Source organism: Actinokineospora sp. PR83 (genome assembly GCF_021056305.1).
GTDB classification, from domain to species: domain Bacteria; phylum Actinomycetota; class Actinomycetes; order Mycobacteriales; family Pseudonocardiaceae; genus Actinokineospora; species Actinokineospora spheciospongiae.
In genome coordinates, this window is record NZ_JAJCXD010000029.1 from 21,022 (window position 1) to 39,659 (window position 18,638).

Here is an 18,638-nt window from a genome sequence, read left to right on the forward strand (position 1 = left end):
CAGTGCTCATCCCGCGCAGGGTCAAGCACCGCAAGCAGCACCACCCCAAGCGGTCGGGTGCTGCCAAGGGCGGCACGAAGGTCACCTTCGGCGAGTTCGGCATCCAGGCCCTTGAGCCCGCCTACGTGACGAACCGCCAGATCGAGTCCGCTCGTATCGCCATCAACCGGCACATCCGCCGTGGCGGCAAGGTCTGGATCAACATCTTCCCGGACCGCCCGCTCACCAAGAAGCCCGCCGAAACCCGCATGGGTTCCGGTAAGGGTTCGCCGGAGTACTGGGTGGCGAACGTCAAGCCGGGTCGCGTCGTCTTCGAGATGAGCTTCCCGAACGAGCAGATCGCGCGCGAGGCACTCCGCAGGGCGATCCACAAGCTCCCGATGAAGTGCCGCATCGTCACGCGTGAGGGTGGTGACTTCTGATGGCAGCGGGTACCACCGCGGCGGACATGCGCGAGCTCTCCGATGAGGAGCTCGTGGCGCGTCTGCGAGAGGCGAAGGAAGAGCTCTTCAACCTTCGGTTCCAGATGGCGACCGGTCAGCTCGACAACAACCGCAGGTTGCGCACCGTCAAGCACGACATCGCCCGCATCTACACCGTCATGCGCGAGCGCGAGCTCGGGCTGTCGGTGTCCCCCGATGAGGCGTCGAGTGAGGCTTCCGCATGACCGAGAACACCGCTGAGAACACCGAGGTCCGCAACAACCGCAAGGTCCGCGAGGGCCTGGTCGTGTCGGACAAGATGGACAAGACCGTCGTCGTGGCCCTGGAAGACCGCAAGAAGCACCCGCGGTACGCCAAGGTCCTGCGCTTCACCACCAAGGTGAAGGCGCACGACGAGGAGAACACGGCTGGCGTGGGCGACCGCGTCCTGCTGATGGAGACCCGGCCGCTGTCGGCCACCAAGCGCTGGCGCTTGGTCGAGGTCCTCGAGAAGGCCAAGTAACACTTCCGTTTTCTGCTAGGCCGAGCCTGTCAGGTCGGAAATCTGGCAGGCCACGAATGGTCAGGAGTAAGTAGTGATCCAGCAGGAGTCGCGGCTTCGGGTCGCCGACAACACCGGTGCGAAGGAAATCCTTTGCATCCGTGTTCTCGGCGGCTCCGGTCGCCGCTACGCCGGCATCGGCGACATCATCGTCGCCACCGTCAAGGACGCGATCCCCGGTGCCGGTGTGAAGAAGGGTGACGTCGTCAAGGCCGTCATCGTCCGCACCGTCAAGGAGCGCCGCCGTCCCGACGGTTCCTACATCCGGTTCGACGAGAACGCCGCCGTCCTCATCAAGAACGAGGGCGAGCCGCGGGGCACGCGCATCTTCGGCCCGGTGGGCCGCGAGCTGCGCGACAAGAAGTTCATGAAGATCATCTCGCTGGCGCCGGAGGTGCTCTGACATGGCGAAGCCCAAGCTCAAGGTCAAGAAGGGCGACACGGTCGTCGTCATCGCCGGCAAGGACAAGGGGGCGCGGGGCAAGGTCATCCAGGCCTACCCCGACACCAACAAGGTCCTCGTCGAGGGTGTCAACCGGATCAAGAAGCACACGCGGGTCTCGCAGACCCAGCGCGGCGCGCAGTCCGGCGGCATCGTGACCCAGGAGGCCCCGATCCACATCAGCAACGTGATGCTGGTCAACGACGGCAAGGCCGTCCGGGTCGGCTACAAGTTCGACGACGAGGGCAACAAGGTCCGGGTCGCCCGCGGCACCAACGGCAATGGGAAGGAGATCTGATCATGTCCACCACTGAGAAGATCATCCCCCGGTTGAAGACCCGGTACCGCGAGGAGATCGCGGTCGCCCTGCGGGACGAGTACAACTACTCGAACGTCATGCAGATCCCGGGCGTCGTGAAGGTCGTCGTCAACATGGGCGTCGGCGACGCCGCCCGTGAGGGCAAGCTGATCGAGGGCGCGGTCCGCGACCTCGCCACGATCACCGGCCAGAAGCCCGAGGTCCGCAAGGCCCGCAAGTCCATCGCGCAGTTCAAGCTGCGCGAGGGCATGCCGATCGGCGCACGGGTCACCCTGCGCGGCGACCGCATGTGGGAGTTCCTCGACCGCCTGCTCACCATCGCGCTGCCCCGGATCCGCGACTTCCGCGGTCTGTCCCCGAAGCAGTTCGACGGCAACGGCAACTACACCTTCGGTCTCAACGAGCAGTCGATGTTCCACGAGATCGACCCCGATTCCATCGACCGCCCGCGCGGCATGGACATCACCATCGTGACCACCGCGACCAACGACGCGGAGGGCCGGGCGCTGCTCAAGCACCTGGGCTTCCCGTTCAAGGAGAACTGAGATGGCGAAGAAGGCTCTGGTCGCCAAGGCCGCTCGCAAGCCGAAGTTCGCGGTGCGCGCATACACCCGCTGCAACCGCTGCGGCCGTCCGCACTCCGTGTTCCGCAAGTTCGGCCTGTGCCGGATCTGCCTGCGCCAGATGGCGCACCGGGGCGAACTGCCCGGCGTCAGCAAGTCCAGCTGGTAAGGACCCCGGGCCCCTCGCGGGCCCGGGCTCCTCGCCCGCTCTACCCCCAGTTCGCCGCAGGCCCGCGAGGGAACCACGGCGAGAAAGGTTGACAGGTCACCCATGACGATGACCGACCCGATCGCAGACTTCCTGACCCGTCTGCGCAATGCGAATTCGGCGTACCACGACGAGGTCGTGCTGCCGCACTCGAAGCTCAAGGCGCACATCTCCGAGATCCTCAAGCGCGAGGGCTACATCGCGGGCTTCCGCGACGAGGACGGCGAGAAGGGCAAGAACCTCGTCGTCACCCTCAAGTACGGCCCGAACCGCGAGCGCAGCATCGCCGGTCTGCGCCGGGTGTCGAAGCCCGGTCTGCGGGTGTACGCGAAGTCGACCAACCTGCCGAAGGTCCTCGGCGGCCTGGGCGTGGCGATCATCTCCACGTCCGGTGGCCTGCTGACCGACCGGCAAGCGGGCAAGCAGGGCGTGGGCGGCGAAGTCCTCGCGTACGTCTGGTAAGGGAGGGGTAGCAGCATGTCTCGCATCGGTAGGCTTCCGATCCCCGTCCCGACCGGGGTCGACATCACCATCGACGGGCAGCAGCTCAGCGCCAAGGGGCCCAAGGGCACCCTCACGCTGACGGTGTCCGAGCCGATCGTCGTCGAGCGCGCCGAGGACGGCACGCTCGAGGTCAAGCGGCCCAACGACGAGCGCCAGAACCGTGCCCTGCACGGCCTGACCCGCTCGCTCGTCAACAACGTCGTCGTCGGCGTGACCGCGGGCTTCGAGAAGAAGCTCGAGATCCACGGCGTCGGTTACCGCGTTCTGGCCAAGGGTTCGGACCTCGAGTTCGCCCTGGGCTTCAGCCACCCGGTCAAGGTCGTCGCCCCCGAGGGCATCACCTTCGCTGTCGAGAGCCCGACGAAGTTCTCCGTCTCGGGCATCGACAAGCAGCAGGTCGGCGAGGTCGCGGCCAACATCCGCAAGCTCCGCAAGCCCGACCCGTACAAGGGCAAGGGTGTGCGGTACGCGGGCGAGAAGATCCGCCGCAAGGTCGGAAAGACGGGTAAGTGATCATGAGCGAAGCGACTGTCACCAAGCGCAAGCCGGTGGGCAAGGATGTCTCCACCTCCCGGCGCATCGCCAAGACCCGCAGGCACTTCCGGCTCCGCAAGAAGATCAGCGGCACCTCGGAGCGCCCCCGCCTGGTCGTGAACCGGTCCTCGCGGCACATCACCGCGCAGATCGTCGACGACCTGGCCGGGCACACCCTCGCGTCCGCGTCCTCCTTGGAGGCCGACGTGCGCGCGGTGGACGGCGACAAGAAGGCCCGCGCGGCCAAGGTCGGCGAGCTGCTCGCCGCCCGGGCGAAGGACGCGGGCATCGCCAAGGTCGTCTTCGACCGCGGCGGCAACAAGTACACCGGCCGGATCGCGTCGCTGGCCACCTCGGCCCGCGAAGCGGGGCTGGAGTTCTGATGACGTACAGCAACGATGGAAGGAACGCCTGATGCCGGGACGTACACGGCAGTTCGGCGGGCAGGGCGGCCCGGGCGGCGGTCAGCAGGGCGGCGGCAACGACCGCGGCGACCGCCGCGGCGGACGCGACCGGCGTGACGGCGGACGCGGCCAGGCCCAGGAGAAGACCCCGCACCTCGAGCGCGTGGTCGCGATCAACCGCGTCGCGAAGGTCGTCAAGGGCGGTCGGCGCTTCAGCTTCACCGCGCTGGTCGTCGTCGGCGACGGCGACGGCATGGTCGGCGTCGGCTACGGCAAGGCCAAGGAGGTGCCCGCCGCGATCGCGAAGGGCGTCGAGGAAGCCAAGAAGAGCTTCTTCCGCGTCCCGCGCATCGGCGGCACCATCCCGCACCCCATCCAGGGTGAGAAGGCCGCGGGCGTCGTCCTGCTCCGCCCGGCGTCCGCCGGTACCGGTGTGATCGCCGGTGGCCCGGTCCGCGCGGTGCTGGAGTGCGCGGGCATCCAGGACGTGCTGTCCAAGTCGCTCGGCTCGGACAACGCGATCAACATCGTGCACGCCACCATGGCGGCCCTGCGCGGTCTGCAGCGCCCCGAGGAGGTCGCGGCCCGCCGCGGCCTGCCGCTGGAGGACGTGGCACCCGCTGGCATGCTCCGCGCCCGCGCGGCCGCCGCTGCCGGAACGGGGGCCTGACCATGGCGCAGCTCAAGGTCACCCAGGTCAAGAGCAGCATCGGTACCAAGCGCAACCACCGCGAGTCCCTCCGCACCCTCGGCCTGCGCAAGATCCGGCAGAGCACCGTGCGCGAGGACTCCCCCGAGGTGCGCGGCCTGATCCACACCGTCCGCCACCTCGTGACCGTCGAGGAGGTCTGACATGGCCATCAAGATCCACCACCTGCGTCCGGCCCCGGGTGCCAAGTCCGACAAGATCCGCGTCGGTCGTGGTGAGGGCTCCAAGGGCAAGACGGCCGGTCGAGGCACCAAGGGCACCAAGGCGCGCAAGAACGTCCCCGCGCGCTTCGAGGGTGGCCAGATGCCGATCCAGATGCGGCTGCCGAAGCTCAAGGGCTTCAAGAACCGCTTCCGGGTCGAGTACCAGGTCGTGAACGTCGGCGACATCGCCGTGGCGTTCCCCGACGGCGGCACGGTCGGCATCGCCGACCTCGTCGCCAAGGGCCTGGTCCGCAAGGGCTCGCTGGTCAAGGTCCTCGGCAACGGCGACCTGAACGGCGTGAAGCTGGACATCACCGCCGACAAGTTCTCCGGCTCCGCGTCGGAGAAGCTGTCCGCGGCCGGTGGCACCGCCACCACCGTCTGATCCAGACGCACCAGAAGGGCCGGAACCCCACGGGGTTCCGGCCCTCCTGCTTTGTGCGCAGAGCACCGTGTAGTTCGCAAGATCAGCACACCTTTGCGCCTCAACTCCCGTCTGGGCTCAAGGAATACAGACCGGTCGCTTATGCCTGATGGGTTGCGCACTCGATTGAGCTTCTTCCACTCGTTGTGAACCCATCGATGCTGTGCTCGTGTACATGAGTCCACAGCCGGGCCGTCGACAGCACCATGATGAGTGCGTCAGGCAGGTGTTAACCAGTTTCGTCACCAGTTGTCGCCTCCAAGGTGGTTTTGGCGCGATGCCACTGCCGCCTCCCAGGCAGTAGCAGCGCCCCTTAGAGGCCAGCAGTCGCTCGAACGAGTCAAGTTGAGCGGGGCGCAAGCGTATCCCCTTCCGATTGATGCGTGCCGCTGTCACGCCGATTCGCACCGATGCCCATCGACATACAGGCCGGTTTGGCGCACTGCTCTTCGAGATGGACACCAGAGTGACGATAAGAACGCCAATTGGTCCGAAAGGGGGGTTGAATGCGTCCAATTGATCAAAATGCAGTCACCGAAAGTTAGCGCCTCGCATGGAGTGCCCCCATTGGTCAAATTTTGAACGTTACCTCTCCAGTTGTATGGTTTTTGTCACATAACCGAAGGTGACCGTCCTTACTGATAGTTTAGTGGACTCAGCCTTCTTTTGCTAACGTCTGTCCTGTCGGCGTAATACGTGACACCATTCTGGATCTATTGCAACTGGGGAAAAATGAAAAAGATCAAGTTTTTTGCAGTGATGCTCATTGCCTTCTTGGGCATCCTGTCCGGATCGGCTGTTTCCAGTGCAACTGCTGCTCTACCTGCTGTTGCACCTGCCGGGGTCCCGGTGGCGGTGACCCAAGCGAGTGACGGTGGTGCGGGCACGGAGTCGGCGCAGTCCTGCTTGGATGGGGGGTTCGGAAACACGATCCTGGTTCGGAGTTGCAACTACAACATCACTGTGCGGATGCTCTCCGGATGTTTGTACGGTCACTTCAAGGTCTGGAACAAGTACAACACGGCTCAGTATCGAAACTCGAGCGACTCCTCCAAGTGCTATAGCCTTGGAACGGTCAGCATGGGTGCTGCTTGGTCGAATGAAACTTGTGGCACCTTCTACAGGCTGGACAATGGTATCTACACGCAGGTCGGTGACATCCCCTGCAATCACGACTCCTGATATTTGACATGTGAAGGGGGTGCGGCTTGCCGCACCCCCTTCGTTGTTGTACTGAGGCGAATAAGTGCACGTGCGAACCCTGTTCGAAATCATACGTGTTAAATCGACGTGTGGTTACCGTCGGGCTGAGTCGTGCCAGGGCTTCAGCATCTGTCGCGCGTGCTGTTAGAGTCGGGAGCACGCTGCGGGAGCCCTGTCCCCCGGAGCGTTCCCGTCCTGCCGCCGAGCGGTCGGCCGGGAACTTCGTGTACGTGCCGGCTGACCAGTCGGCTCCAGCCGTTCACCGGCACCGAGTTGCCGGTGACGCCGAGGAGGTTCTTGCGGTGCTCAGCGCCTTCCGCTCGGCTCTCGCGACGCCGGACCTGCGCCGCAAGATCCTGTTCACCCTCATGATCATCGCGATCTACCGGGTGGGCGCGACGATCCCGTCGCCCGGTGTGTCGTACCCGAACGTCAAGCGGTGCCTGGAGAACGTCGACGACCAGGGCGTCGTGCAGCTGCTGAACTTGTTCAGCGGCGGTGCGCTGCTCCAGTTGTCCGTTTTCGCGCTGGGCATCATGCCCTACATCACCGCGAGCATCATCATCCAACTGCTCACCGTGGTCATCCCGCGGTTCGAGCAGTTGAAGAAGGAAGGCCAGTCCGGCCAGGGCAGGCTGACCCAGTTCACCCGGTACCTGACGATCGCCCTGGCGATCCTGCAGGCCACCGGCATCGTGGCGATGGCCGACCGCGGGCAGCTCTTCGCGAACTGTCAGGACCCGATCATCCCGAACAGCAACATCTTCACGCTGATCGTGATCGTGATCGTGATGACCGCGGGCACCGCGATCATCATGTGGTTCGGCGAGCTGATCACCGAGCGCGGCATCGGCAACGGCATGTCCCTGCTGATGTTCATCAACATCGCGGCCCGCATCCCGGCCGAGGGCGCCGCCATCCTGGACAAGGGCGGCGTGATCTTCACCGTCGTCTGCGTGTTCGCGCTGCTGATCATCGCCAGCGTGGTGTTCGTCGAGCAGGGCCAGCGCCGCATCCCGGTGCAGTACGCCAAGCGCATGATCGGCCGCCGCATGTACGGCGGGACCTCGACCTACCTGCCGCTCAAGGTCAACCAGGCGGGCGTCATCCCGGTCATCTTCGCCTCGTCGCTGCTGTACCTGCCGGACCTGATCTCGCGCCTGGTCGGCGCGGACGGCGCGGGCTGGCAGAACTTCATCGCGAACTACATCGTGAAGCAGGACAGCTGGGTGCACATCAGCGTGTACTTCCTGCTGATCATCTTCTTCACGTACTTCTACATCACCATCACGTTCAACGTGAACGAGCGCGCCGACGAGATGAAGAAGTTCGGCGGCTTCATCCCCGGCATCCGCCCCGGGCGCCCCACCTCGGAGTACCTGCAGTTCGTCCTGAGCCGGATCACCCTGCCCGGTTCGCTCTACCTCGGCATCATCGCGGTGCTGCCGAACTTCTTCCTCGAAGTGGCGGGCAACGGGCAGAACCAGAACTTCCCGTTCGGCGGCACGGCGGTGCTCATCATGGTCGGCGTCGGCTTGGACACCGTGAAGCAGATCGAGAGCCAGCTCATGCAGCGTAACTACGAAGGGTTCCTCAAGTGACTCGTGTTGTGCTCGTCGGCCCGCCCGGTGCGGGCAAGGGAACCCAGGCGACCGCGCTCAGCCGCCAGCTCGGCGTACCGCACATCTCCACGGGTGACCTCTTCCGAGCGCACATCGCGAACAACACCGAGCTGGGCCAGCGGGTCAAGGCGATCATCGACAGCGGCGGCCTGGTCCCCGACGAGATCACCAACGAGATGGTCCGCGTCCGGCTCGCCGACGAGGACACCCGACCGGGCTTCCTGCTCGACGGCTTCCCGCGCAACACCGGCCAGGCCGACTTCCTGCGCGACGCCCTCGGCGAGACCGACCTGGACGCCGTGGTCGAGTTCAAGATCGACGAGGACGTCGTGGTCGGGCGGCTGCTCGGCCGCGGCCGGGTCGACGACAGCGAGGACGTGATCCGCCACCGGCTGGACGTCTACCGCAAGGAGACCGCCCCGCTGCTGGAGTACTACGCCGACAAGCTGATCACGCTGGACGCGGTCGGCGAGGTCGACGAGATCACCGACCGGGTCCTGGCGGCCCTGCGCGACCGGGGATGAGCGGTGGTTTCAGCGCTTTCCGGATGGCGCTCGCGACCTGGAAGGCCCGGATGATCGAGATCAAGTCGCCCGCCGAGCTGCAGGCGATGCGCGCGGCCGGGCTGGTGGTGGCCAGGGCGCTCGCCGAGGTCACCGCCGCGGCCAAGCCCGGGGTGAGCACCGCCGAGCTGGACGAGATCGCCGAGCAGACCATCCGCGACGCGGGCGCCGTGCCGTCCTTCAAGGGCTACCACGGCTTCCCGGCGAGCATCTGCGCCTCGGTCAACGAGCAGATCGTGCACGGCATCCCGGCGAAGTCGCAGGTGCTGGCCGAGGGTGACCTGCTCTCGGTCGACTGCGGGGCGATCCTCGACGACTGGCACGGCGACTCCGCGGTGACCCTGGCCATCGGCGGGGTCTCCGCCGCGGACGAGGACCTGTCGACGGCCACCCGGCTGTCCATGGAGGCGGGCATCAAGGCCGCCGTCGCGGGCGCCCGGCTCTCGGACATCTCGCACGCGGTGGAGGCGGCCACGCTGGCCGCCGAGCGCGCGCACGGCCGCGAGTACGGCATCGTCCGCGAGTACGGCGGCCACGGCATCGGCAGCTCGATGCACATGGACCCGTTCCTGCCGAACTACGGCAAGCCCGGCCGCGGCCCCAAGCTGCGCGTCGGCATGGCGATCGCCATCGAGCCCATGCTCACCCTGGGCAGCGAGGAGACGGTGGAGCTGGAGGACGGCTGGACGGTCGTCACCGCCGACGCCAGCCGCGCCGCGCACTGGGAGCACACGGTCGCCATCACCGAGGACGGCCCGTGGGTCCTCACCGCGCCCGAGGGCGCCTGACCAGCGGTTGTTCCGCCGCACTCGACTCGATCGAGTGAATTTCACACCGGTTCTTGACGGATCGGCAACCCGGATTTCGTGCCCGTCGGCACTGTGCGTACACTTGACCGGTGGCGCTCAGCGCCGAATCCGTCGTGCGCGTCGCCCGGTGCAGTTCCTGCTGCCGTGCCGCGCGCCCGCCGGGGAGCAGGACCAGCACGACAAGCACCAGCCACCCAACAGCGAACCAACGTCACGAAACGCGGAGGACATGGGCAAGAAGGACGGGGCCATCGAGGTCGAAGGCCGCGTGGTCGAGCCACTCCCCAACGCGATGTTCCGCGTCGAGTTGGAGAACGGCCACAAGGTCCTGGCACACATCAGCGGCAAGATGCGGCAGCACTACATCCGCATCCTGCCGGAGGACCGGGTAGTCGTGGAGCTCTCGCCCTACGACCTGTCCCGCGGCCGCATCGTCTACCGCTACAAGTGACGAGCCTCCCGGTCCCCCCGGACCGGGCAGCCACGGCCGAAGCAGGAGAACAGCAGACGTGAAGGTCAACCCGAGCGTCAAGAAGATCTGCGACAAGTGCAAGGTGATCCGCCGTCACGGCCGGGTCATGGTGATCTGCGAGAACCTGCGCCACAAGCAGCGCCAGGGCTGATCACCGCCGAGCGCCCGGTCGCAGACCAGACGCACAGCCAGAGCAACGAAGAAGGCCTCCCCCAACCTGTCGGGTCACACGGACCCGGAGCACGCCCGGACCCCAGGCCGGGTCCCGGACCTTGAGTCGGTCCGGGGTGGTGGGGGAGCAAACCTGGGGAAGACACAGAGGAGACAACGCCGAGATGGCACGACTCGCCGGCGTCGACCTCCCCCGCGAAAAGCGGATGGAGATCGCGCTGACCTACATTTTCGGGATCGGCCGCACCCGCTCCAAGGAGCTGCTGGCCGCCACGAACATCGACCCCGACCTGCGGGCCAAGGACCTCTCCGACGAGGACCTGATCAAGCTCCGCGAGTACATGGACCAGAACTTCAAGGTCGAGGGTGACCTGCGCCGCGAGGTCCAGGCCGACATCCGCCGGAAGATCGAGATCGGCTGCTACGAGGGCCTGCGGTGGCGCCGCGGTCTGCCGGTGCGCGGACAGCGCACCAAGACCAACGCCCGCACCCGCAAGGGCCCCAAGAAGACGGTCGCCGGCAAGAAGAAGGCCGGCAAGAAGTGAGCAAGAGCTGCGAGTCCGTGTCGCACGTCGTGCCGCAGCGCCGACGTCGCAACAGGTCCTTCATGGCCTACACCGTCGCGCCCAGGTGTGCCCGCCCGGCCGCCCTGCGCGACCTGTACAAGGACGCCGGATCCATCATCCGGGACGCCGCTCCTGAGATCACCACCTCGCGGTCCGAGTAGGAGATACCCGAAGACATGCCCCCCAAGTCGCGTACCGGCGCCGGAGCCAAGAAGGTCCGGCGCAAGGAAAAGAAGAACGTCGCCCACGGGCACGCTCACATCAAGAGCACGTTCAACAACACCATCGTGTCCATCACCGACCCGACCGGTGCCGTGATCGCGTGGGCCTCCTCCGGCCACGTCGGTTTCAAGGGCTCGCGCAAGTCCACGCCGTTCGCGGCGCAGATGGCCGCCGAGAGCGCCGCCCGCAAGGCCGCCGAGCACGGCATGAAGAAGGTCGACGTGTTCGTGAAGGGCCCCGGCTCCGGCCGGGAGACCGCGATCCGCTCGCTGCAGGCGGCGGGCCTCGAGGTCGGCACCATCCAGGACGTGACCCCGCAGCCCCACAACGGCTGCCGCCCGCCCAAGCGGCGCCGGGTCTGAGGAACGGGGAGGAGTAACAAGAAATGGCACGCTACACCGGGCCCGCGACGCGCATCTCGCGTCGCCTCAAGGTCGACCTCGTCGGTGGGGACCAGGCGTTCGAGCGCCGCCCCTACCCCCCGGGCCAGCACGGCCGCGGGCGGATCAAGGAGAGCGAGTACCTGCTTCAGCTCCAGGAGAAGCAGAAGGCGCGCTACACCTACGGCGTCCTCGAAAAGCAGTTCCGCAAGTACTACGTGGAGGCCGTGCGCCGCCAGGGCAAGACCGGTGAGGTCCTGCTCCAGCTTCTGGAGTCCCGCCTGGACAACGTCGTGTACCGCGCGGGTCTCGCGCGCACCCGGCGCCAGGCCCGCCAGCTCGTCAGCCACGGGCACTTCATCGTGAACGGCCGCAAGGTCAACATCCCGTCGTTCCAGGTGAGCAAGTTCGACATCATCGATGTCAAGCCCAAGTCGCTGTCGACGCTGCCGTTCGTGGCCGCCAAGGAGTCCTTCGGCGACCGCCCGATCCCGGGCTGGCTGCAGGTCGTGCAGTCCAACCTGCGGATCCTGGTGCACCAGCTGCCCGAGCGCGCGCAGATCGACGTGCCCGTGCAGGAACAGCTGATCGTCGAGCTCTACTCGAAGTGATCGCGTGGGGGCGGCGGCGCAGGAGCCGCCGCCCCGCTCGCGCGCACACCCCCTTCGGACGGGGAGCGCGCGCGGGCATCCCAATCAGTCCGGGCGTCAAATAGCGGGCGCCCACAGGGAAGGAAGAACCCAGAGTGCTCATCTCACAGCGTCCCACCCTGGCCGAGGAGCCGGTCGTCGAGACCCGCTCCCGCTTCGTCATCGAGCCGCTCGAGCCCGGTTTCGGCTACACGCTCGGCAACTCGCTGCGCCGCACGCTGCTCTCGTCGATCCCGGGTGCCTCGGTCACGAGCATCCGCATCGACGGCGTGCTGCACGAGTTCACCACCGTCCCCGGGGTGAAGGAGGACGTCACCGACGTCATCCTGAACCTCAAGGAGCTGGTGGTCTCCTCCGAGGAGGACGAGCCGGTGACGATGTACCTGCGCAAGCAGGGCCCCGGCGAGGTCACCGCGGGCGACATCGTGCCGCCCGCGGGCGTCACGGTGCACAACCCCGACCTGCACATCGCCACCCTGAACGGCAAGGGCAAGCTGGAGATCGAGCTCGTGGTCGAGCGCGGTCGCGGCTACGTCCCGGCGGTCCAGAACAAGCAGGCGGGCGCGGAGATCGGCCGGATCCCGGTCGACTCCATCTACTCGCCCGTGCTCAAGGTGACGTACAAGGTCGAGGCCACCCGCGTCGAGCAGCGCACCGACTTCGACAAGCTGATCCTCGACGTCGAGACCAAGCCGTCGATCACCCCGCGCGACGCGGTCGCGTCCGCGGGCAAGACGCTGGTCGAGCTGTTCGGGCTCGCCCGCGAGCTGAACGTGGACGCCGAGGGCATCGAGATCGGCCCCTCGCCGCAGGAGGCGGACACCATCGCCGCCTACGCGATGCCGATCGAGGACCTCGACCTCACCGTCCGCTCCTACAACTGCCTCAAGCGCGAGGGCATCCACACCGTGGGTGAACTCGTGTCGCGCAGCGAGGCGGACCTGCTGGACATCCGCAACTTCGGTGCCAAGTCCATCGACGAGGTCAAGATGAAGCTCGTCGGTCTGGGCCTGGCGCTCAAGGACAGCCCGCCCGGGTTCGACCCGACGGCCGCTGCGGCGGACTACGCGACCGACGGCTGGTCGGACACCGCGGACACCGGCACCGATGACGGCCAGGACTACGCAGAGACGGAGCAGCTCTGAGTCGTCCGCGAGGACGCCTGAGCCGCGGATTTCCACAAGGAGCAAGCAATGCCCACCCCCACGAAGGGCGCCCGCTTCGGCGGGGGCCCCGCGCACGAGCGGCTGCTGCTGGCCAACCTGGCCACCGCGCTGTTCGAGCACGGCCGGATCACCACGACCGAGGCCAAGGCCAAGCGCCTGCGCCCGTACGCCGAGCGCCTGATCACCAAGGCCAAGGTCGGCGACCTGCACAACCGCCGCGAGATCATGAAGGTGATCCGCAACAAGGACGTCGTGCAGCGCCTCTGCGTCGAGATCGGCCCGTTCTTCAGTGACCGCAAGGGCGGTTACACCCGGATCACCAAGACGATGCCGCGCAAGGGCGACAACGCCCCCATGGCGGTCATCGAACTGATCCAGGAGAAGACGGTCACCGCCGAGGCCGAGGCCGCCCGCAAGACCAGGTTCGCCAAGGACGAGCCGAAGGCGAACGCCCCGGTCGAGGACGCCAAGGTCGACGAGACCGACGCGGCCACCACCGAGGCCCCCGCTGAGGCCGCCGTGGTCGACCAGGACGCCGAGGCGCCCGAGTCGTCCACCAAGGACGCCGCCGAGGAGCCCGCCGAGGGCGCCAAGGACAAGTCCTGACCTCGCAGCACACCGCGGACGAGCCCGTCACCCCCACCGGGGGCGGCGGGCTCGTCCGTGTTCGACGGGTGCGCCTCGACATCGCCTACGACGGCACCGACTTCTCCGGCTGGGCCCGCCAACCCGACCGCCGCACGGTGTGCGGGGTCCTGGAGGACACGCTGTCGCTGGTGCTGCGCCTCGACGTCCGGCTGACGGTCGCGGGCCGCACCGACGCGGGCGTGCACGCCACCGGCCAGGTCGCCCACGTCGACCTGCCCACCGACGTCGACCTGGGCGTCCTGGTGCCCCGGCTGGCCCGCGCGCTGCCCGCGGACGTCCGCGTCTGCGCCGCCACCCCCGTCCCACCGGAGTTCGACGCCCGGTTCACCGCCCTGCGCCGCCACTACGCCTACCGCGTGTGCGACCACCAGGCGAGCGCCGACCCGCTGCGCCGCAACCACGTCGTCACCTGGCCCCGCCCGCTGGACCTGGACGCGCTCAACGCCGCGTCGGCGCTGCTGCTGGGCGAGCACGACTTCGTGGCCTTCTGCAAGCGCCGCGAGGGCGCCACCACCATCCGCGAGCTCCAGCGCCTGGACTGGTCCCGCGCGGCCGACGGCACCCTGGAGGCCAGGGTGTCCGCCGACGCCTTCTGCCACTCCATGGTCCGCAGCCTGGTCGGCGCGCTGCTGGCGGTCGGCGAGGGCCGCAAGCCCCCCGGCTGGCCCGCCGGGATGCTGACGGCCACCGAGCGCCCCAGCGCCATCACCGTCGCCCCGGCGCACGGCCTGGCCCTGGTCGGGGTGGACTACCCGGCCGACGCCGACCTGGCGGCCCGCGCCGAACTCACCCGCCGGGTCCGCACCCTCTGAGCCCACCGCGGCAGGCGCCGCGCGGGCAGGCGAACGGCCCGGACTCGGGGGAGTCCGGGCCGTTCGCCGTGGTCCAGCCGGTCAGGGCCGCTCAGAGGTCGAGCGTCCAGGTGTTCAGCTTGCCGATGTCACCCGCGTACACGTCGGCGACCCGGAGCTTCCAGACGCCGTTGGCGGGCTCGCCGGACAGGTTCACCGTGTAGGTCGCGACGACGTTGTCCGCCCCGTCCGAGCTGCTGGAGTTCTTCAGCAGGTAGGTGGAGTTGTCCGGCGCGACGAGGGTGATGGTGAGGTCACCGCGGTAGGTGTGGGTGATGTTCACCGACACCGTCGAGGCCGAACCCGCGTTGCCGGAGCAACCGGAGACGGTGATGTTGCTGTTGATCGTGCTGAGGTCCGGGATGTTGGTGGCGGTGCCGTTGGTGACCGCGGCGCAGCCCGGTCCGGGCGGGGTGGTGCCGCCGGTGCCGGTGTACAGCAGCCGGTTCGGCGAGCCGTTGCCCGGGTTGGTGATCTTGTTCGGGGTGGAGGCCGCGATCAGCGCCGAGGCGACCTGCGCCGGGGTGGCGGTCGGGTTGGCGGCCAGGTACAGCGCCGCGCCGCCCGCGACGTGCGGGGAGGCCATCGAGGTGCCGCTGATGGTGTTGGTGGCGGAGGTGCCGCCGATCCACGCCGAGGTGATGCCCACGCCGGGCGCGAAGATGTCGGTGCAGGTGCCGAAGTTGGAGAAGCTCGCCCTGGCGTCGTTGCGGTCCGAGGCGTTCACCGAGATCGCCGTGGGCACGCGGGCGGGGGAGTAGTTGCACGCGTTGGCGTTGGAGTTGCCCGACGCGACGGCGTAGGTGACACCGGAGGCGATCGAGGCGGTCACCGCGTTGTCCAGGGTGGTCGACGCGCCGCCACCCAGGCTCATGTTGGCCACGGCGGGTTTCACCGCGTTCGCGGTCACCCAGTCCACACCCGCGATGACACCCGCGGTGGTGCCGGAGCCGTTGCAGTCGAGCACCCGCACGCCGATCAGCTTGACGCCCTTGGCCACGCCGTACGCCGAGCCGCCGACGGTGCCGGACACGTGCGTGCCGTGGCCCTGGCAGTCGGTGGCGTCGTTGTCGTTGTCCACCTTGTCGGTGCCGCTGACCGCGCGGCCACCGAAGTCGCTGTGCGGGAAGTTGATGCCGGTGTCGATGATGTAGGCGTTCACGTTCGACGCGGTGGTCGCGTACGAGTAGACGCTGTTGAGCGGCAGGTCCCGCTGGTCGATGCGGTCCAGGCCCCAGGACGGCGGGTTGGTCTGGTCGACCGACATCCGCACGACCTGGTCGGCCTCGACGTAGGCGACCGACGGGTCGGCGGCGAGCTTCTTGGCCTGGGTCTCGGACATCTTCGCGGAGAACCCGTTGACCGAGGAGAAGCGGTGCCCGACCTGGCCGCCGTAGGCGGCGGCGAGGCCGTCGGTGCTCGCCGCGGCCGACAGGCCGTTCTTGAGCACGACGATGTAGCTGCCGGGGACGACGCCTGCCCGGTCCGCGCCCAGGATCGTGCCCTGGGCGGCGGAGGCGGGCGCGGCCAGCGACACGCTCGCCGCGAGGGTCGCGGCGGCGGTCAGGCCCACACCGGCGAAGCGCTGTAAGGCAGTGCGAGACAAACGCATGTGCATGGCTCCTTCAAGCAGGGGGCACGCGGCGGCGGAGGCCCTCACAACCGGGCCGCGTGCTGGAGAGATGCTGGTCAACGTCTGTTCGCGCGAACTGAGCACAACAGTGGCGAACGCGCATTTCCGACGCAAGGCGCGTCGGGGATTTGCCCACGCCACTTATGAACAGTTGGCCGCCGCCGGCAACGGAATGCGCCTTTTGGTCGATCCAGTGCCCACCGGACACTTCGAACGGACGAACCCCCACCGCCGGGGCGGTGGGGGTTCGTGGAACCGGTTGCGACCTGCTCAGTCGCCGCGCCGGACCGGGCCCAGGATCTGCTGCTCCTTCTGCGTGGTGACCAGCCGCAGCGGCTTCCACAGGTTGCGGCCCAGGGCCACCACCTGGTCGTCGGCCAGCGACGTGAGCTGCTGCACCATCGGCGGCGGCAGCCGCCAGATCCGCGCCGCGAGCTGCGCCTGCCCGACCGGCAGCCGCTGCAGCAGCACCAGGTCGGCCGCGTTCGCCGTCGCCCCCGCCTGCGGGTGCATGTAGGGCAGCACGTACACCGTGGTCTGCCACGGGGTGCGCGGCGGGAACAGCTCCTGCGGGGTCGGGCCGCCGTCGTGCACCACCATCAGCGGGCCGTCCTCGGACGGCCGGGGCAGCTCCACCGGGCTCAGCCGCCGGATCTGCACCAGCGGCGCCAGCCGCCCGTCGGGGCCCTCGCCCGCCGCCTTCTGCAACATCTGCCAGGCCGCGGGCCGCCCGGTGGCGACCACCACCCAGGCGCCGACGGCCATCGCCCGCAGCGCCACCTGCCGGGCCAGGTACAGCCCGCCGACCAGCACGATCCTGGTCGGCGCGGGCCGCAGCGCGGAGATCGTCAGCGGTTCGCCCTGCAAGCCCGAGCCCAGCACCATGCCGCCGCGGTCACCGGAGGGGCTCACCGCGTCCAGCATGTCCGGCGACACCAGGAACTCCGGGGCGATGCTCGCCCCGCCGCCCTGGGTGTCCAGCAGCCTGCTCGACCCGCTCATGCCCGGCCTCCCAGCGGAAGTGTTGCCGCCAGCCCGGCCACCTGCAGGCCGCGCAGCGGGGTCAGGGTGATGCCGAGCCGGTCGGAGATCGCGGTCAGCCGCTCGTCGGCCAGGCTCAGCTCGTCGGGGTTGCGGGCGCTGACCCGCACCAGCCCGCGCAGGCCGACCTGGTCGTCGTCGGTGCCGGGGGAGATCGACATCGCCACCGTCGCCGACAGCGCGCGCACCCCGGTCAGCGCGTTCAGGCTGGTCGCCACCTTGCCCTGCGGCCAGCCGGTGATCGCGTAGCTGGCGTGCCCGATGCCCGCCGCGGTGACCCCGGTCCAGCGCTCGCGCAGCTCCACCCGGTCGGTCGACCCGGCGACCCCGGTCAGCTCGGCGGAGGAGATGCCCGCGCGCAGCAGCTCGTCGGGGTCCAGCGGCCGGGTCGGCACGCCGCGCGACTCCAGCGCGTTGCGCACCCGGGACAGGGCGCCGATCAGCGCCCGGTGCGCGCCGACGACACCGCCGCCGCGCTCGCGCACCGCCGCCGGGCAGCGCCGCGGGTCCAGCCGGACCGCCACCCAGGTGGTGCGCCGGGCGGCCGCGGGCAGCGGGCCCAGCACCTCCAGGTAGGAGGCCAGGGCGGGGGAGTTCGGCGGCAGCGCCACGCTGCCGGGGTAGCAGTGCCAGATCACCTGGATCGCGTCGAGCACCACCCCGCGGTCCTCCAGGCACGGCGCCAGCGCGCCCAGCGGCAGGCTCGGCGTGGAGCCGACCGCGCTCACCAGGGCGGGCGCCGGGTCGACCAGCAGCACCGCGGTCCAGGTGCCCTCGTGCCAGGCCAGGCCGAGCGGCCTGCGCTCGTGGTCGGCGCCGTGCGCCACCACCAGGTCCGGCACGGCCAGCCGCAGCAGCGCCACCCGCGCGTCGTCCGGGCCGGTGACCGCGGTCACCTCCTCGGCGGCGGCGAGCTGCTCCTCCATGGTCACCGGGTCGACGGGCTTGGTGGTGCGCGAGTGCGACCGGAAGGTGTAGCGGGTGGTGAGCCCGATCCACTGGGTGAACCAGCGGCCGCGCCAGCGCAGGAACGCCACCACCAGCGCCACCGCGGCGATGCCGATGGCGACGTAGACCAGCGTGAGGTCGATCGCCAGCAGGACCAGCCCGATGGCCGCGCCGAGTTCGAGGACCACCAGGTTCGACACCGGCAGCGAGCCCAGGCTGGCGCCCTTGGTGCGCCTGCGGGCCGCCACCCTGGCGCGCGGCTGCTCCGGTTCGGCGGGCTGACCGGGCGGGCGCGCGGGCCCACCGGGGCCACCCGGCCCACCGGGTCCGCCGGGACCGCTCGGCCCACCGGGTCCGCCCGGGCCCCCGGGTCCGCCCGGGCCGCCGGGTCCGCCCGGT

General features: G+C 68.7%; 29 protein-coding genes. 26 read left to right on the forward strand and 3 right to left on the reverse strand.

What is annotated here, in order from left to right; translation table 11 throughout:
- Nucleotides 1-2 precede the first annotated feature (2 nt).
- The 26 genes from rplP (at nt 3) to truA (ending at nt 14,578) form a co-directional block, all read left to right on the forward strand.
- Nucleotides 3-422 (forward strand): 50S ribosomal protein L16, encoded by a 420-nt coding sequence (rplP, locus tag L6E12_RS10455; RefSeq protein ID WP_035279531.1) that lies wholly within the window; start codon nt 3-5, stop codon nt 420-422.
- Nucleotides 422-667 (forward strand): 50S ribosomal protein L29, encoded by a 246-nt coding sequence (rpmC, locus tag L6E12_RS10460; RefSeq protein ID WP_035279534.1) that lies wholly within the window; start codon nt 422-424, stop codon nt 665-667. Before rplP ends, rpmC begins: the two co-directional genes overlap by 1 nt.
- Complete coding sequence (gene rpsQ, locus L6E12_RS10465; RefSeq protein ID WP_236227694.1) at nt 664-945, forward strand: 30S ribosomal protein S17; 282 nt, start codon at nt 664-666, stop codon at nt 943-945. The genes rpmC and rpsQ overlap by 4 nt, the downstream gene beginning before the upstream one ends.
- Nucleotides 946-1,018: 73 nt before the next feature.
- Nucleotides 1,019-1,387 carry a 50S ribosomal protein L14 gene (gene rplN, locus L6E12_RS10470; protein ID WP_018682823.1) on the forward strand — a complete coding sequence of 123 codons (369 nt, stop codon included), beginning with the start codon at nt 1,019-1,021 and terminating at the stop codon, nt 1,385-1,387.
- A gap of 1 nt (nt 1,388) precedes the next feature.
- Nucleotides 1,389-1,724 (forward strand): 50S ribosomal protein L24, encoded by a 336-nt coding sequence (gene rplX, locus L6E12_RS10475; RefSeq protein WP_236227695.1) that lies wholly within the window; start codon nt 1,389-1,391, stop codon nt 1,722-1,724.
- A 2-nt stretch (nt 1,725-1,726) separates the two neighbouring features.
- A complete protein-coding gene (rplE, locus tag L6E12_RS10480; RefSeq protein WP_236227696.1) occupies nt 1,727-2,290 on the forward strand; it encodes a 50S ribosomal protein L5 in 564 nt (187 codons plus the stop codon).
- A 1-nt stretch (nt 2,291) separates the two neighbouring features.
- A complete protein-coding gene (locus L6E12_RS10485) occupies nt 2,292-2,477 on the forward strand; it encodes a type Z 30S ribosomal protein S14 (RefSeq protein WP_035279543.1) in 186 nt (61 codons plus the stop codon).
- A gap of 102 nt (nt 2,478-2,579) precedes the next feature.
- The gene (rpsH, locus tag L6E12_RS10490; protein WP_035279544.1) at nt 2,580-2,978 is read left to right on the forward strand and encodes a 30S ribosomal protein S8; all 399 of its coding nucleotides are present in this window, start codon (nt 2,580-2,582) and stop codon (nt 2,976-2,978) included.
- 15 nt (nt 2,979-2,993) lie between these two features.
- Complete coding sequence (gene rplF, locus L6E12_RS10495; protein ID WP_035279546.1) at nt 2,994-3,533, forward strand: 50S ribosomal protein L6; 540 nt, start codon at nt 2,994-2,996, stop codon at nt 3,531-3,533.
- Between the two features lie 2 nt (nt 3,534-3,535).
- Nucleotides 3,536-3,937, forward strand: coding sequence for a 50S ribosomal protein L18 (gene rplR, locus L6E12_RS10500; protein ID WP_236227697.1), 402 nt, complete (start codon nt 3,536-3,538; stop codon nt 3,935-3,937).
- A gap of 31 nt (nt 3,938-3,968) precedes the next feature.
- Nucleotides 3,969-4,628, forward strand: a complete 660-nt coding sequence (rpsE, locus tag L6E12_RS10505; protein ID WP_236227698.1) for a 30S ribosomal protein S5 — start codon at nt 3,969-3,971, stop codon at nt 4,626-4,628.
- 2 nt (nt 4,629-4,630) lie between these two features.
- Complete coding sequence (gene rpmD, locus L6E12_RS10510; protein ID WP_035279552.1) at nt 4,631-4,810, forward strand: 50S ribosomal protein L30; 180 nt, start codon at nt 4,631-4,633, stop codon at nt 4,808-4,810.
- A 1-nt stretch (nt 4,811) separates the two neighbouring features.
- Entirely contained in the window at nt 4,812-5,255 is a 444-nt protein-coding gene (gene rplO, locus L6E12_RS10515; protein WP_035279555.1) for a 50S ribosomal protein L15, read from the forward strand.
- Nucleotides 5,256-6,026: 771 nt separating this feature from the next.
- Complete coding sequence (locus tag L6E12_RS10520; RefSeq protein WP_236227699.1) at nt 6,027-6,476, forward strand: hypothetical protein; 450 nt, start codon at nt 6,027-6,029, stop codon at nt 6,474-6,476.
- A 323-nt stretch (nt 6,477-6,799) separates the two neighbouring features.
- Nucleotides 6,800-8,098: a preprotein translocase subunit SecY gene (gene secY, locus L6E12_RS10525; protein ID WP_236227700.1), complete on the forward strand. Its 1,299-nt coding sequence runs from the start codon at nt 6,800-6,802 to the stop codon at nt 8,096-8,098.
- A complete protein-coding gene (locus tag L6E12_RS10530) occupies nt 8,095-8,643 on the forward strand; it encodes an adenylate kinase (protein ID WP_236227701.1) in 549 nt (182 codons plus the stop codon). Before secY ends, L6E12_RS10530 begins: the two co-directional genes overlap by 4 nt.
- 50 nt (nt 8,644-8,693) lie before the next feature.
- Nucleotides 8,694-9,470: a type I methionyl aminopeptidase gene (map, locus tag L6E12_RS10535; protein WP_236227706.1), complete on the forward strand. Its 777-nt coding sequence runs from the start codon at nt 8,694-8,696 to the stop codon at nt 9,468-9,470.
- Nucleotides 9,471-9,720: 250 nt separating this feature from the next.
- Entirely contained in the window at nt 9,721-9,942 is a 222-nt protein-coding gene (gene infA / locus L6E12_RS10540; protein WP_005166804.1) for a translation initiation factor IF-1, read from the forward strand.
- A gap of 58 nt (nt 9,943-10,000) precedes the next feature.
- On the forward strand, nt 10,001-10,114 hold the full coding sequence (gene rpmJ / locus L6E12_RS10545) for a 50S ribosomal protein L36 (protein ID WP_018682809.1): 114 nt from the start codon (nt 10,001-10,003) through the stop codon (nt 10,112-10,114).
- A 184-nt stretch (nt 10,115-10,298) separates the two neighbouring features.
- Nucleotides 10,299-10,679: a 30S ribosomal protein S13 gene (gene rpsM, locus L6E12_RS10550; RefSeq protein ID WP_035279562.1), complete on the forward strand. Its 381-nt coding sequence runs from the start codon at nt 10,299-10,301 to the stop codon at nt 10,677-10,679.
- Nucleotides 10,676-10,861 carry a hypothetical protein gene (locus L6E12_RS10555; RefSeq protein ID WP_110079469.1) on the forward strand — a complete coding sequence of 62 codons (186 nt, stop codon included), beginning with the start codon at nt 10,676-10,678 and terminating at the stop codon, nt 10,859-10,861. Before rpsM ends, L6E12_RS10555 begins: the two co-directional genes overlap by 4 nt.
- 15 nt (nt 10,862-10,876) lie before the next feature.
- Nucleotides 10,877-11,284: a 30S ribosomal protein S11 gene (gene rpsK, locus L6E12_RS10560; RefSeq protein WP_035279563.1), complete on the forward strand. Its 408-nt coding sequence runs from the start codon at nt 10,877-10,879 to the stop codon at nt 11,282-11,284.
- A gap of 23 nt (nt 11,285-11,307) precedes the next feature.
- Complete coding sequence (gene rpsD, locus L6E12_RS10565) at nt 11,308-11,913, forward strand: 30S ribosomal protein S4 (protein WP_035279565.1); 606 nt, start codon at nt 11,308-11,310, stop codon at nt 11,911-11,913.
- 134 nt (nt 11,914-12,047) lie between these two features.
- Entirely contained in the window at nt 12,048-13,097 is a 1,050-nt protein-coding gene (locus tag L6E12_RS10570; protein ID WP_035279566.1) for a DNA-directed RNA polymerase subunit alpha, read from the forward strand.
- 48 nt (nt 13,098-13,145) lie between these two features.
- Nucleotides 13,146-13,724, forward strand: a complete 579-nt coding sequence (gene rplQ / locus L6E12_RS10575) for a 50S ribosomal protein L17 (protein WP_236227702.1) — start codon at nt 13,146-13,148, stop codon at nt 13,722-13,724.
- Nucleotides 13,725-13,792: 68 nt separating this feature from the next.
- Nucleotides 13,793-14,578, forward strand: coding sequence for a tRNA pseudouridine(38-40) synthase TruA (truA, locus tag L6E12_RS10580; RefSeq protein ID WP_236227703.1), 786 nt, complete (start codon nt 13,793-13,795; stop codon nt 14,576-14,578).
- A gap of 91 nt (nt 14,579-14,669) precedes the next feature.
- Here the strand turns inward: truA and L6E12_RS10585 are convergent, their stop codons facing one another.
- The 3 genes from L6E12_RS10585 to eccE all read right to left on the reverse strand — a co-directional run bounded on the left by L6E12_RS10585 (nt 14,670) and on the right by eccE (nt 18,439).
- The gene (locus L6E12_RS10585) at nt 14,670-16,229 is read right to left on the reverse strand and encodes a S8 family peptidase (RefSeq protein ID WP_236227704.1); all 1,560 of its coding nucleotides are present in this window, start codon (nt 16,227-16,229) and stop codon (nt 14,670-14,672) included.
- Nucleotides 16,230-16,520: 291 nt separating this feature from the next.
- Complete coding sequence (locus tag L6E12_RS10590; RefSeq protein ID WP_052020787.1) at nt 16,521-17,252, reverse strand: hypothetical protein; 732 nt, start codon at nt 17,250-17,252, stop codon at nt 16,521-16,523.
- Entirely contained in the window at nt 17,249-18,439 is a 1,191-nt protein-coding gene (eccE, locus tag L6E12_RS10595) for a type VII secretion protein EccE (protein ID WP_308074638.1), read from the reverse strand. Before eccE ends, L6E12_RS10590 begins: the two co-directional genes overlap by 4 nt.
- Nucleotides 18,440-18,638: the final 199 nt, after the last annotated feature.